The following is a 13073-nucleotide window of genomic DNA, read 5'->3' on the forward strand; positions in this document are numbered from 1 at the left end:
TCAGCGGCGAGCCAGCCGGTTGCGCCGCCGCTTCAGCCACATCGACAGGTACATCCAGAAGCCCGACCCGGCGAAGAACAACAGCGCGACGCCGCCGCCGATGTTCAGCGCGATCCCGACCGGGCCGAGCGTCTCGCCCGAATGGATATGTTTGATCAGGCGGTTCAGCCGCTTCATCGTGCTCGGCTGGTCGGGGCCGCCGCTCGCGCTCTTCACCGGCGGCGGCGCGAGCAGGTCGGTCGCCTGCGTCGCCAGCCCCGTGGCGGCGAGGATGAGCAGCAACAGCGCGAACCAGGGGGCAAGCATACGGTGCCAGCGGCGCATCGGCGGTCGATCCTGTCATGAAAAGGGCGTGTTCCGACGGCGAACGCCGACGGTGTGTGCTCCTGACACCTGGAATGTGACACTGGGCTGATGCCAATATTCTAAGTTTGCAATGTTGGCGCTTTCCGCCGCGCTGGCGGTCGGGCTGTCACGGATGTGTCATTCGGCCGCACTAGCCGGCGAGCCGGGCCGATCGGGGCGCGGTGTCGCGACACGTCGATCGGGGCTTTGGGGGACGTACATGATCGTCAGGTTTCTGGCGCCGATCGCCTGCGCGGTCGGCATCCTGTCCGCGAACGCGTCTGCGCGCGGCGAAGAAGACGCCGTACCGCGGCTTCTCGACCCGCGCGCGCTTGCGCCCGCCGCCGTGACCGCGCCACCGCCCCCGTCCGCGGTCACCGCCCAGGAATTGCGCTTCCTGCGCGCGCTGCACGATAGCGCGACGCCCGATCGGCTGGCCCGCGCCGCGGCCGATGGCAAGGACAAGACGCCGCATGCGTTCAACATCGCCGCCGGCCGCGATCTCGCCGCGCTGCCCGCCACCGCTGCGCTGCTCAAGATCGTCCGCCACGAAACGAGCGCGGCGGTGCGCGACGGCAAGGCCTATTTCCGCCGCACGCGGCCTTACATCGCCGATCCGACGCTGGCGCATTGTCCCAACGGCGAGGGCACCGACGACAGTTACCCCAGCGGCCACGCGGCTTTCGCCTGGTCGACCGGCTGGACGCTGGCGCAGCTGATGCCCGATCGCGCCCCGGCCCTGCTCGACCGCGCGCGCGACTATGCCGAGGGGCGCGAGATCTGCGCCGTCCATTTCCCGTCCGACGTCGAGGCGGGCCATGCGCTCGGCCAGCTCGTCGCCGACCGTATGCTCCACGATCCCCGCCTCGCCGATCGGGTCGCCGCCGCCCGCCGCGAACTCACGCAGCGCTGACCCCACTTCATCTTCTGCCGAAAGGACCCGTCATGATCCGTCTGTCCCCCCGCGCGGCGCTGCTCGCCACCGCGCTCGTCCTGCCCACCGCCGCCTTCGCCGATCCCGGCGACGTCACGCCCGCGACTGGGGCGCCCGTGTCCGACCAGACGACCAGCGCGACGCAGGCCGGACAGGCGAACGACAAGCAGGCGCTGACCACGTCGGACATCATCGTCACCGGATCGCGCACGGCGGAAAGCGCGCCGCTCACCGCTTCGCTCACCACGACGCAGCCGCAATCCGCTGTCAGCCGCGATTATATCGAGAACACCACCGCGACTGCCGACGTGAACGAGCTTATCGCGCTGACGCCGGGTGTCTCCATCTCGGGCACCGGCAACGGCTATGGCCTGGGCGAGACGAAGGCGACGATCCGCGGCTTCCAGGACGGCGAATATAACGTCACCTACGATTCGATCCCCTTCGCCGACACCAACAACCCGACGCACCACTCGACCGCCTTCTTCCCGTCGAACACGATCGAGACCGTCGTCGTCGACCGTGGCCCCGGCAACGCCAGCCAGCTCGGCCAGGCGAGCTATGGCGGCAACATCAACATGTATTCGCGCGCCGCGACGCCGGATGCCGAGGCGAAGGCCGAGGCGATCGTCGGCAATTGGAGCACCTTTCTCGCCCGCGCGCTGTTCGAAAGCGGCAGCATCGACAAGCTGGGCGGCACGCGCATCGTCCTGACCGGCCAATATCTCACGTCGCACGGCGCCCTGACCTACTCTTCGGTGGGTTCGAAGAATCTGTTCGGCAAGGCGGTGGTCCCGGTCGGCGCGCACAACACGCTGACCGTGATGAGCAGCTGGAACCGCAATTTCTATTATCAGTCCGATGTGCTGAAGGGTGCGACCTGCGGCAGCGCGGCGACCGACGCCTATAACGCCGCCAATCCGAAGGCGACGACGACGACCGCGCTGGGGCCCGACGGGCAGCCGCTCGGCCAGCTGAACGCGCAGGGTTGTTCCGCCTCGTCGCAGGTGGGGATGTACGGGTTCAATTACGGCCTCGGCAACGATCCGACGCAGCATGACTATTGGCGCTACAACCGGACCGACAAGACGACCGACTTTTCGTATTTGCGTCTGCAAAGCGATCTGGGCGGCGGGCTGTCGCTCGACAATCGCGCCTATATGTACGGCTACACCAACAATACGCTGTCGGGGAACGGCAGTTCGTCGTTCGGCCTCGCCAGCAAGACCGCAACGCTGCCCACCTTCCTCGTCAAGTCGACCGGCGTCGTCACCGGCTTCACCGGTGCGGGGACCGCGGCGTCGCCTTACGTCGCCGTGTCGGGCGGCAACGACGTGCTGGGCTATGACAAGCTGAACAAATATCGCGTCTTCGGTTATATCGGCCAGGCGGATTACGACTTCGGCTTCGGCAAGCTGCGCGTCGGCGGCTGGTACGAACATGCCGTCACCGATCGCCACAATTTCGACCTCGACCGCACGACCGGCCTGCCGAGCTACAATGAAAAGGCGAATCTCGGCACCGCAGCGACCGCGACGCAGCCGTCGATCGCGCTCGCCAACATCAACTTCGTCCAGCATTCGACGTGGGATCAGTATCAGCTGTTCGGCGAGCTGGAGATCCGGCCTGCGGACGGCGTGTCGATCACGCCCGGCGTCAAATACGTCCACTTCACCCGCGGCGTCGATGCGGCGCTCAACCAGAAGACGCGCAGCCCGCTCGACACCAGCGCGACCTGGACCAAGACGCTTCCGTTCCTCACCGCCAACTGGCTGGTGACGAGCAACTGGTCCTTCTATGGCCAGTATGCGCAGGGCATGTACGTGCCCGACCTGTCGAGCTTCTATTCCGCCTCGGGCCAGCTTTCGACCGCGCTCGATGCGCTGAAGCCGCAGACGACGACCAACTATCAGGTCGGCACCGTCTGGCACGGCCGCACCGTCTCGCTCGACGCCGATGCCTATATCATCAACGTTAACAACAAGATCGGCACCTGCACCACGGTCGGCTGCGACCAGACGCTGCTCGTCAACCAGGGCCAGGTCCGCTACAAGGGCGTCGAGGGGCAGGTGGGCTTCATGCCGATCCGCGGCCTGACGCTGTTCGGCAACGGATCGTACAATTACGCGCACAGCGTGCAGACCGACGCGCAGATCGGCAAGGCGCCGTTCACGACCGCGGCGGCGGGCTTCATCTATCGCCGCGCGGGCTTCCGCCTGTCGTTCGACCAGAAGTATACCGGCCCGCAATATGCCAATGACTACACCGGCAGCCCGGGCTTCCGCCTCTATCGCATCCGGCCCTATTCGATCGGCCAGTTCGCGATCAGCCAGCAGATCCAGGGCGGGCTGAAGCTGGGCGTCACGGTCAACAACGTGTTCAACAGCCGCGCGATCACCAGCATTTCGACCGCCTCGTCCGGCGCGCCGACCGTCACGGTGAACGGCAAAACCTATCAATCCGGCTACGGCATGCTCGACCAGTTCAACTTCCTGCCCCCCCGCAGCTTCCTGCTGACCGCCGGCATCGCCTTCTGATCGGTTCGCGTCGACCGGCGGCTCAGGGGCGCACGCTCCCGCCGCCGGTCAGTGCGAACACCTGCTGCAGCATCGCCTGCTCCTCCGGCGTCAGATGGGGATTCCAGACGTCGAAGATCAGCACGATGCGCGGTGCGTCGCTGGTGTTCCGCGCCTCGTGCTCGATCGTGTCGTCGAAGGCGAAGGGTTCGCCCTCACGCCACATCCTGGTCTCGCCCCCGACGCGGAAGGTGCAGCCTTCGGGCACGATGAGCGGGAGATGGACGATCGCCCGCGTATTGGTCACCCCCGTGTGCGCCGGGATGTGGGCATGCGGTTTCAGAATAGAGAAGAACGCCGTCGGCGCCTTTCCTGGGATATTCGTTTGCGGCACTGCCGCCAGCGCGGCAGCCGTTTCGGGGCAGCGCGCGCAGACTGCGTCGTTGCGCTCTCCGTATTCCCACAGGAAGCACGCGCTCCAATCCGCATTATGATCGAGAGGCGACCATTTGTTGGTCGGTGTGCCGGTGTCCTGGCGGACATAGGGACGGATTGCGGAGTCGTCCGACCGTATCAGCGCAAGCGCTTCGGCACGGATCGCGTCGGTCCGCGCGGCTAGGACGTCAAACCAGGGGAATAGCGCGGGTTCGAAAAACTCGTCCGCAGGCAGAAACGGAAAATGCACGCCGGCGCAATGATTGGCGTAGATCGCGCGGCGCCCGAGCATATGGTCGATGCACGCCGCCATCCGTCGTGAGGGGCGTGTCCCCAGCGCGTCCGCGATGTCGCGCCCGAGCGCGGCATTGTGTTCGGCCAGGAAGGCGCGGCCGCGCGCCAGCGCGTCGTCGATGGCGGGCGGCCGCTCGTCCATCGCCGCGGCCATCTGCACGATCCCGGCCCATGCTTGTGCCGCGGCGGCGGCAACGCCGTGACGCTGGTGCCATTCGGCGAGGCGAAGCAGCGCGGTAAAGTTCCGTCGGTCGAGCCACAGCGCTCGGTCCAGCGCCCGCCGTTCACCGTCCGCATCGTCCAGCATGCGGTGGACCGTCGCCTGGTTGATCCAGAGCACCGGCTGCTCGGGGTCTTTCTCAGCCGCCGCGGCGAAACGGAAGAGCGCGATTTTCAACTCGCCATCCGCCATCGCCCGCATGCCGCGCGCGTTGAGCAGTTGCGGGTGATCGGGTGCGTGCGCCAACGCGGCATCGAGCGCCGCACGTTCGGCAACCGCATCGCCCCGCTGGCGCGCGGCCATGGCTTGCGAGGCGAACTGCTGGGCGGCGGGGGGAAGGTCGGACATCGCGCGATCATGCTTTCGGGATGGGAGCGTGGGAACAAAAAAAGGGGGCGACCGCATCGGTCGCCCCCCTCCTGTCGAACCCGGCCGGGCGCGGCGCTTAGAAGCGCAGCTTGCCCGACACGGTGAACAGGCGACCCAGCACGTCGTAGGTCGACGGATAGGTGTTGCCGCTGTTAAAGGCGGTCGAACCGGCCGACGAACCCACCAGCGGCGGCTTCTTGTCGAACAGGTTGCGGACGCCCATCGTGAACGTCAGGTGCTCGTTCACCTCCACCTGCGCGGCGAGATCGATGTAGTTGTACGCCTTGATCTCGTTGAAGTTGTAAGTGCCACCGGCGAGCGGGGTCGGACCCGTCACCACGCCGTTGAACAGCGGCGTCGTCACCTGACGCGCGGTCGCATCCGGGGCCAGCGCCTCGTAACGGACCTTGCCGATATGACGCCACAGTACCGAGAAGGTGCCCGGCCCGAAGGTCAGGCTGGTCCGCTGGTTCCACTGGAACTCCGGCTGGATCGACGAGCAGCTGGTGCTGTAATAGCCGACGCAGTCGCGATCGTAGGCGGTTTCCGACGCACGGAAGTAGTTGTGCGCGGTCCAGGTGCCCTGGAAGCTGAGGTTCAGCCCGACATCGCCGAAGTCACGCGCGTAGTTCGCGTTGAGATCGATGCCATCGGTCCGCAGACGGCCACGGTTGGTGAGCGGCTGCGGCAGGCCCGCGACCGTCGCGCTCGATCCGCTCAGGCGACCGCTGGTCGCGCTGCGGCGTATGCTGGTGCAGGCGGCCGACGCGGCCTGGGCCGCAGTGATCGCCGCCGGATTGGTGCCGAAACACTGCGTCAGGATGTCGGCCGGCGTCGCCGCGGTGATCGCGTTGTTCACCTTGATGTTGAAATAATCGACCGCGACGCTGAGGCCCGGGACGATGCCGCGCGGCTGGATCACGACGCCTATCGTGTAGGTATCGGCCTTTTCCGGCAGGATGTTCGGATTGCCGCCGCCGGTCACGTTGGGCTGGCCCGACTGCGGTTCGAGGATCGTGCCGATGCTGGACGCCGGCGCGCCCTGGTTGATGCATGCCTGTGCCAGATTGGCGCTCGCCAGTGGCTTCGTGCCCACGCAGGGGTCGAGACCCGGCGAAAGATTGTCGAGGCCCGTGGTCACCGGCGAGAACAGCTCGGCGATGTTCGGCGCCCGAACCGCGCGCTGGTAGTTGCCGCGGAACTTGATTTCCTCAACGGGCTCGAAGCTGCCGCCGAACTTGTAGGTCGTTGCCGAGAAGGTCGGATTGTTCGCTGCCTGAACCTTGTAGTTCGAGTAGCGGACGCCGGCCTCGAGCGTCAGCGAGTGGAAGAACGGCTTGTCGGCGACGAGCGGCGCGATGATTTCGCCGAACGCTTCACGCACGTCGTAGCTGCCCGCGAAGGGCAGCACCGCACCGCCGGCACCGCCCAGCTCGCCCGGCGACAGCGCATAGGCGTCGGGCGTGCGGGTATAGGTGTACTTGCGATATTCGCCGCCGGCCGCGAACGCGATCGGTTCGTTGGCGAAGGGCGAGGTCGTGCCAAAGTCGCCGTTCAGCACCGCCTTTGCCTGCGACAGCGCGGTGTGGATCTGGATGGTGCTCTTGCCGTTCAGGAAGTTCGCCTGGTCGCTGGTGATCGAGCCGGCCGGCCCGAACAGGTTGAGCGGCACGCAATTGTTGGTGGTGACGGTGCAGGTCGTCGTGTTGTTCGCGTTCAGCGCCTGCTGGACGCGGCTGCGCAGCACGTAACCTGACTGCGTCTGGTTGAGGTCGCTTTCGCCATAGGCGCCGGAGACGTCGAGCTTGACGTGTTCGGAGAAGCGCAGGCGCAGGCCCGCCTTATAGTCGAACATGGTCGTGGTATAGGTCGATACGCGCGGCCCGAGTTCGACCGACCGGCGATAGACTTCCGGCAGGTTCAGCGCGGTCGCGCCGGTGCAGGTCGCGCCAAGCGCTACCCCGTTGGCGAGGCAGAGCTGATCGCGCAGCGTCGCAGGCAGATACGGATTGTTGCCCGGGATGGTCAGCATTTCGCCGAAGATGCCCGACGGCGCGATGATCTGCTGGATCGTGTTCTTCGAGAACATGCCGCGGCTGTAGACTTCGAGGTTGTCGTTCACCTCGTAGTTCGCCTGCGCGAACATGTTGTAACGCTTAAACGGCGTTACGAAGATGTTGTACGGGTTGAAGTTGAAGCCGCTGTAGAACGGCACCAGTGCCGTGCCGCCGGAATTGACCTGGACGAGGCCGGTCGACAAGCCGGCGAGCGCCGCCTGCGCGTTGGTGAAGTTGATCGCGGTCGGCACGCCCGTCGTCGACGAGCCCGATGCGACGCCATTGCCCGACCCGATGCCGTAGATCGAGATGTCGCGGCTGCCCTGATACAGGGGATCCGCTTCCTGATAGCCGAGGCTCAGCACCGCATTGCCGCGGCCGTCGTCGAAATTCGCGCCGATGGTCAGGTCGGCGGTGAAATAGTTGGCGTCACCGCGCTCGGTGATCTGCTGGCTGGCCTGCGCCTCCATGCCGGCGAAATTCTTCTTGGTGATGAAGTTCGCGACACCCGACACCGCGTCCGCGCCGTAGGTGGTCGAGGCGCCACCGGTCAGCACGTCGACGCGCTGGATCAGCGCGGTCGGGATGTTGTTGAGGTCGACGGTGCCGCCAGCGGCCGCGGGAACGATGCGATCTCCGTCGAGCAGCACCAGGTTGCGCTGCGAGCCGAGGTTGCGGAGGTTGATCGTCGCGAAACCGCCGGTGCCGTTGTTCACGGCCGAACCGATGCCCGGAACCGCACCCGGCAGTTCGCGGATGATCTGTTCGACGTTGTTGGTGTTGCGCAGCGTCAGTTCGTTCTCGGAGACGGTATTGACCGGGCTCGACGAGACGAGGTTCGGATTGCTGATCAGCGTACCGGTAACGACGATGTCGCCGCCTTCCTGGGCTGGCGGTGCGGCGTTCGGGTCGTCCGTCTTCTGCTGCGTTTCCTGCGTGGCCGGCGCGGTCTGCGCCAGCGCGGGCGTCGCGATCAATGCTGCGCCCACGACGAGCGTCGTGGTCAGGAGATGGGAACGAAAGCTTAGCGTCATATAAACCCCTTTATGGTCGACATCCCCATGGGGACGGGCCGATGCGCCGGTCCTTGTCCGGTCGGTCGCATGCGGTAAATTCGCAGGGAGCGGATGCCTGTACAATCCGGTTTCGCGGAATAGATCGAAATTGAAATGTAACCGTGATAAATTGGTCACAAATGAAAAGGCTATACATTCTTACCTATATTGCGTGATGGATCGGCGATGTTGCCGTATGGAAACAATGTAAAAGGGGATGAAATGCTGTCTATTATGCTGATGCTTGCCAGCACGGCGCCCGGGCCAGGCAATGATTTGTTACAATCGTTGGCACGATGTCGGAAGGTGGCGGACAATGGCGAGCGGCTGGCATGCTATGACCGTGCAGCAAGCGCGGTCGAAGAGGCTCGTGCGCGCAAAGAGATCGTCGTGCTGGACCGGGAGGAGGTGCAGAAGACGAAGCGTTCGATGTTCGGATTTTCGTTGCCGTCGATCAAACTGTTCGGCGACGGCAAGGATGACGATAGCCTGAAGCAGCTGGTCGGGACGTTGCGCGCATCGGCCGTGCAGCCGGGCGGGCTGATGCGCTTCACGCTCGACGACGGCGGCGTGTGGGAGACGACCGAACAGTCGATGAACCGTCTGCGCCAGGGCGACGTCGTGACGATCAAGGCGGGGCCGCTGGGCAGTTACATCGCGACCGCGCCCGGCCGCCGCGCGGTGCGGGTCCGGCGGATACGCTGATCTCAAGCCCCCTCGTCATGGCGGACGAGGTGCGTTAGCCATGTGCGCCATGATCCGATCCATCCTGTTCGCCGCCGCATCCGCCATGCTTGTCGGCGCGGCGCCTGCCGACGCCCCGATCTCGGCCGAACGCCTGTCTGCCGATGTCCGCACGCTCGCCTCCACGCCGTTCGGCGGGCGGGCCCCCGGTACGCCGGGCGAGGCGAAGACGGTGGAATGGCTGATCGCGCAGTTCAAGGCGGCCGGCCTGGAGCCGGGCGGCGAAAACGGTGGTTGGGTCCAGTCCGTACCGCTGATCCGGACCCGGACGGGCGAGGGGCCGATCACGGCCAATGGCATGGCTTGGACGGCGGGGCGCGACGTGTATCTGTCCACCGTACGTCCCGATCCACACATCGCGATCAAGGGCGCGCCGCTGGTCTTCGTCGGCTATGGCGTCGATGCGCCGGAGCGGCAGTGGGACGATTTCAAGGGCGCTGACCTGAAGGGCAAGGTCGCGGTCTTCCTGATCAACGATCCCGATTTCGAGGCGGCGGCGGCCGAGGCGGTCGCGGGGCGCTTCGGCGGCCGGCGCATGACCTATTACGGCCGCTGGACGTACAAGTTCGAGGAGGCGGCGCGGCGCGGCGCGATCGGCGCGCTGATCGTCCATGATACGCCGGGTGCGGGCTATGGCTGGGCGACGGTGACCGCGCCGGGCGGCGAAAATTACGATGTGGCCGCCCCCGCCGCCCCGCGGATCGCGGTGCAGGGCTGGATCGAGGGCGGTGCGGCGGAGCGCCTGTTCGCGGCGTCCGGCCTCGACCTCGCCAGGCTGCGCGTTGCGGCGCGGCGGAGCGACTTTCGGCCGGTGTCGATATCCGGCGCGGGTTTTTCGGCCGACCTGCCGGTGGCGGTCACGCGAGCGGAAAGCCGGAACGTGATCGCCAAGCGCACCGGGCTGAGACGGCCGGACGAGACGGTGATGTATGGCGCGCACTGGGACGCCTATGGCGAGGGCGCACCCGACGCGGCGGGGCGGACGATGCGGCCCGGCGCGAACGACGATGCGCTCGGCACGGCTGGCGTGCTCGCGATCGCCCGTGCCGCGGCGCAGGCGCCGCGCATGGCACGTACGCAGGTGTTCGCATTGTGGACCGGCGAGGAGCGCGGGCTGCTGGGATCGGAAACCTATGCCGCACATCCGATCTATCCGATTGCGAAGACGGTCGCCAACCTGACGCTCGACATCTTGCAGACCGCGGGGCCCGCGCACGACGTGCTGCTGGTCGGCAACGGGCAGAATTCGCTCGAGGATCAGCTCGCCGCGGCGGCGCGCGCGCAGGGGCGCGTTGTCACGCCCGAAGCATTGCCCGAACGCGGGCTGTTCTATCGCGCCGATCACTTCTCGCTGGCGCGGCGCGGCGTGCCGACGTTGCTGCTGATGGCGATCAGTGGCGCACCCGATCTAGTGGACGGCGGCCGGACGGCGGGGCAGCGCTGGCTCGATGGCTATATGCGCTGTTACCACCAGACCTGCGATGCCTGGTCGCCCGACTGGAACCTCGCCGGTGCGGCGGCGGACATCGCGTTGATCCGTCGGGTCGGGTTCGATCTGGCGGCAGGGGAGGCCTGGCCAACGTGGCGGGCGTCGTCCGAATTTGCGGCGATCCGCGCGAAGAGCGACGCGGACCGGCGCAAGTGAAACGGGCGGCACCCTGTCGGATGCCGCCCGTTCCTATCGTCGTCAGGCTGGGCCGCGATCAGCGGCGGCAATAGCCCGGGTTGTCGGCACGGGCGACCGCGTTACCGGCCAGCGCGCCTGCGCCCGCACCCAGCACGGTACCGAGCGTACGATCGCCGCGCGTGTCTATCGTGCGGCCAAGCAGACCGCCCGCGATCGCGCCGATCACGCTGCCTGTCGTGCCGCTCTGGCAGCGACGCGGCGCGTAGCGATAGTCGCCGGCGTCGCGATAATAGCGACGTTCCTCATAATAGCGCGGGCCCTGGTTCCAGCCATCGCGATAGGCTTGGCGATAGGCCCGGTCATGATCTCGATACCCGTCGTCATCATAGCTCCGGCCGTAATAATCGCCGCGGCCATAGTAATCCTGTGCCTGCGCCGCGACCGGGGCCAGCGACATCAGGCCCATCGCCAGTGCACCCGCACCGATCGAAAACTTGGTAAACATCTTGCCTGCTCCCATCACTAGAACGGGTCGGCACCGATTGGGCGTCGACAAGGATGCTTATCGCGAATCGCCTTTGAGTCCTTGCTGAATGCTATCGTTATCCGCGGTTCAGCCGGCTTTCCGGCGCGCGATCCAGTCGTCGACGCGATTTTCCAGAACGGACAAGGGCATGGAGCCCGATCCGATGAGCAGATCGTGGAACCCCTGGATGTCGAACTTCGGGCCCAGTGCGGCTTGCGCCTTCGCCCGCAACGCGACAATCCTGAGCATCCCGATCTTGTACCCGGTCGCCTGGCCCGGCAGCGTGATGTAGCGGCGCACTTCCGATCGCGCCTGATCGGGACCGCTGCGGCCGGTGGAGATCATATAGTCGATCGCCTGTTGTTCGGTCCAACCCTTGGCATGGATGCCGGTGTCGACGACGAGGCGCGCGGCGCGGAACAGCTCCTGGTCGAGCCGCATGAAATCGGCTGCGAGATCGGGATAGGCGCCCATTTCCTTGCACAGCGCCTCGCTGTACAGCCCCCATCCTTCGCCGAACGCGACATAGCCATAGGCGCGGCGGAACTTGGGTGCGCCGGTCTGGCGCGCCTGGATATCGCCCTGCATGACGTGGCCGGGAATGCCCTCGTGGCACATGAGGTCGTAGACGGCGGCCGGGTCTTCCGTATTGCCGAGCAGGTGAACGTAGACGCGGCCCGGACGCACGCCGTCGGGGCTGGGGCCGGCGGCATGCGCCGCGCCGCCGGCAACCTCGCTGAACGACGGTTCGCGCACCACTTCGACCTTGTGGGCGGGCAGCAGGCCGAAATAGCGGGGCAGCAGCGTGCGCGTGTGCGCGATCGCGTCATTGGCGGTCTTCAGATAATCGGCGCGCGACGCATCGGTCCACGGCGTCGGCGGGAAGAGCTTGGCGCGCTGGTCGTAATAGGCCTGCCGGTCCTTGAGGCCTGCCTGCCGTGCGAGTTTGTCCTGCTCGCCCTCGATCCGGGCGACCTCCTGTTGCCCAATCGCATGGATCTGGTCGGCGGTGAGGTCGGTCGTCGTGTTGATGCGCAGCGCCGCTGCATACCAGTCCGCACCGCCCGGCAGCGACACCGCCCCGACGCGTCCCGACGGAGCGGTCGGCAGGTCGGCTTCGGCCCAGGCGATGACGCGTGCATAGGCGGGCTGGATCGTGAGCAGCGACGCGCGCGCCTCGTCGAGCAGGGCCGCGGCCTGGGTGGCGGGCAGCTTGAGCGCCGCGACCTTTGCCTTGGCATCGGCCCACAGCGGCGAATCCGCGCCACCATCGAACGGCGCGCCGGTGACGATCGCACGGCTGCCCGTGATGACGCGTTCGATCTGGAACCGCGGCGCGCGGATACCGGCGGCGTCGGACGCGCGGCTGCGCGCGATCGCATCGTCGAGCACCGCCGGGATCGCGCGCAGCCGCGCGCTATAGGCGTGCATGTCGCCGGCATCGCGGACGGTATGCGTGTTGATGAGGAAGTTCGGCAGCTCCGCATGCACCGAATACAGGAAGGAGTAGAAAGGCGGCTGGTAGCGGCGATATTTGTAGCCCGTTTCCGCCCGGTCGAGCTCCAGCGCCCAGATGTCGTAATTGGCCTGCGCCGCGGGGGAGAGGCGCGCGCGATCGAATCGCGCCTTCATCGCGACGACGCTGGCGCGGCGCCATTGCAGCCGTTTCAGCATCGCCGCGTCGCTGTTGTCGTCGAGCCGGTCCTGCCCCTCCTTGCTGCCGAGCCGCGTCGCGAGCTGCGGGCGCATCGTCATTTCCTGCGCGAATTGCGCGTCGAGAAAAGCGGTGAGGCGGGCGTCCTCGTTCGTGGCGGCGGTCTTGGCGGGCGGCGCCTGCATCGTACCGGTGGCTGGCGCAGCGAGGGAGAGGAGCAGCGGCAGAGGCAGGGAGGCGCGCGTCGCGATACGGAGCAGGTCTTGCATGATTGGTCCCCTCGTCATGTTCACGATC

General features: G+C 66.6%; 9 protein-coding genes. 4 read left to right on the plus strand and 5 right to left on the minus strand.

Annotation, left to right across the window (positions count from 1 at the left end; genetic code table 11):
- Entirely contained in the window at positions 1 to 324 is a 324-nt protein-coding gene (locus DM480_RS12805) for a hypothetical protein (protein WP_115379590.1), read from the minus strand.
- Positions 325 to 565: 241 nt separating this feature from the next.
- Between DM480_RS12805 and DM480_RS12810 the strand changes: the two genes are divergently transcribed.
- Both DM480_RS12810 and DM480_RS12815 read left to right on the plus strand, forming a co-directional pair.
- Complete coding sequence (locus tag DM480_RS12810; RefSeq protein WP_115379592.1) at positions 566 to 1258, plus strand: phosphatase PAP2 family protein; 693 nt, start codon at positions 566 to 568, stop codon at positions 1256 to 1258.
- A gap of 32 nt (positions 1259 to 1290) precedes the next feature.
- Positions 1291 to 3816 carry a TonB-dependent receptor gene (locus DM480_RS12815; RefSeq protein WP_115379594.1) on the plus strand — a complete coding sequence of 842 codons (2526 nt, stop codon included), beginning with the start codon at positions 1291 to 1293 and terminating at the stop codon, positions 3814 to 3816.
- Between the two features lie 22 nt (positions 3817 to 3838).
- On the opposite strand, the gene DM480_RS12820 is transcribed toward DM480_RS12815, so the two are convergent.
- Together DM480_RS12820 and DM480_RS12825 are read right to left on the minus strand one after the other, a co-directional pair.
- Positions 3839 to 5092, minus strand: coding sequence for an aspartyl/asparaginyl beta-hydroxylase domain-containing protein (locus DM480_RS12820; RefSeq protein ID WP_115379596.1), 1254 nt, complete (start codon positions 5090 to 5092; stop codon positions 3839 to 3841).
- 97 nt (positions 5093 to 5189) lie between these two features.
- Complete coding sequence (locus DM480_RS12825; RefSeq protein WP_115379599.1) at positions 5190 to 8204, minus strand: TonB-dependent receptor domain-containing protein; 3015 nt, start codon at positions 8202 to 8204, stop codon at positions 5190 to 5192.
- A 207-nt stretch (positions 8205 to 8411) separates the two neighbouring features.
- On the opposite strand from DM480_RS12825, the gene DM480_RS12830 reads away from it, so the two are divergent.
- A complete protein-coding gene (locus tag DM480_RS12830) occupies positions 8412 to 8930 on the plus strand; it encodes a hypothetical protein (RefSeq protein WP_157968796.1) in 519 nt (172 codons plus the stop codon).
- Positions 8931 to 8979: 49 nt separating this feature from the next.
- Complete coding sequence (locus DM480_RS12835) at positions 8980 to 10614, plus strand: M28 family peptidase (RefSeq protein WP_115379603.1); 1635 nt, start codon at positions 8980 to 8982, stop codon at positions 10612 to 10614.
- Between the two features lie 58 nt (positions 10615 to 10672).
- On the opposite strand, the gene DM480_RS12840 is transcribed toward DM480_RS12835, so the two are convergent.
- Together DM480_RS12840 and DM480_RS12845 are read right to left on the minus strand one after the other, a co-directional pair.
- Entirely contained in the window at positions 10673 to 11101 is a 429-nt protein-coding gene (locus DM480_RS12840; protein WP_115381303.1) for a glycine zipper 2TM domain-containing protein, read from the minus strand.
- Positions 11102 to 11209: 108 nt separating this feature from the next.
- On the minus strand, positions 11210 to 13045 hold the full coding sequence (locus tag DM480_RS12845; protein ID WP_115379605.1) for a DUF885 domain-containing protein: 1836 nt from the start codon (positions 13043 to 13045) through the stop codon (positions 11210 to 11212).
- Positions 13046 to 13073: the final 28 nt, after the last annotated feature.

This window comes from Sphingomonas sp. FARSPH (assembly GCF_003355005.1).
Lineage (GTDB): Bacteria > Pseudomonadota > Alphaproteobacteria > Sphingomonadales > Sphingomonadaceae > Sphingomonas.

What these genes read in the sequence shown, in the direction of transcription:
- DM480_RS12830 (WP_157968796.1), top strand. Translation starts at nt 8,412, where the DNA reads ATGTTGCCGTATGGAAACAATGTAAAAGGGGATGAAATGCTGTCTATT.
- DM480_RS12810 (WP_115379592.1), top strand. Translation starts at nt 566, where the DNA reads ATGATCGTCAGGTTTCTGGCGCCGATCGCCTGCGCGGTCGGCATCCTG.
- DM480_RS12835 (WP_115379603.1), top strand. Translation starts at nt 8,980, where the DNA reads ATGATCCGATCCATCCTGTTCGCCGCCGCATCCGCCATGCTTGTCGGC.
- DM480_RS12805 (WP_115379590.1), bottom strand. Translation starts at nt 324, where the DNA reads ATGCGCCGCTGGCACCGTATGCTTGCCCCCTGGTTCGCGCTGTTGCTG.
- DM480_RS12825 (WP_115379599.1), bottom strand. Translation starts at nt 8,204, where the DNA reads ATGACGCTAAGCTTTCGTTCCCATCTCCTGACCACGACGCTCGTCGTG.
- DM480_RS12820 (WP_115379596.1), bottom strand. Translation starts at nt 5,092, where the DNA reads ATGTCCGACCTTCCCCCCGCCGCCCAGCAGTTCGCCTCGCAAGCCATG.
- DM480_RS12840 (WP_115381303.1), bottom strand. Translation starts at nt 11,101, where the DNA reads ATGTTTACCAAGTTTTCGATCGGTGCGGGTGCACTGGCGATGGGCCTG.
- DM480_RS12815 (WP_115379594.1), top strand. Translation starts at nt 1,291, where the DNA reads ATGATCCGTCTGTCCCCCCGCGCGGCGCTGCTCGCCACCGCGCTCGTC.
- DM480_RS12845 (WP_115379605.1), bottom strand. Translation starts at nt 13,045, where the DNA reads ATGCAAGACCTGCTCCGTATCGCGACGCGCGCCTCCCTGCCTCTGCCG.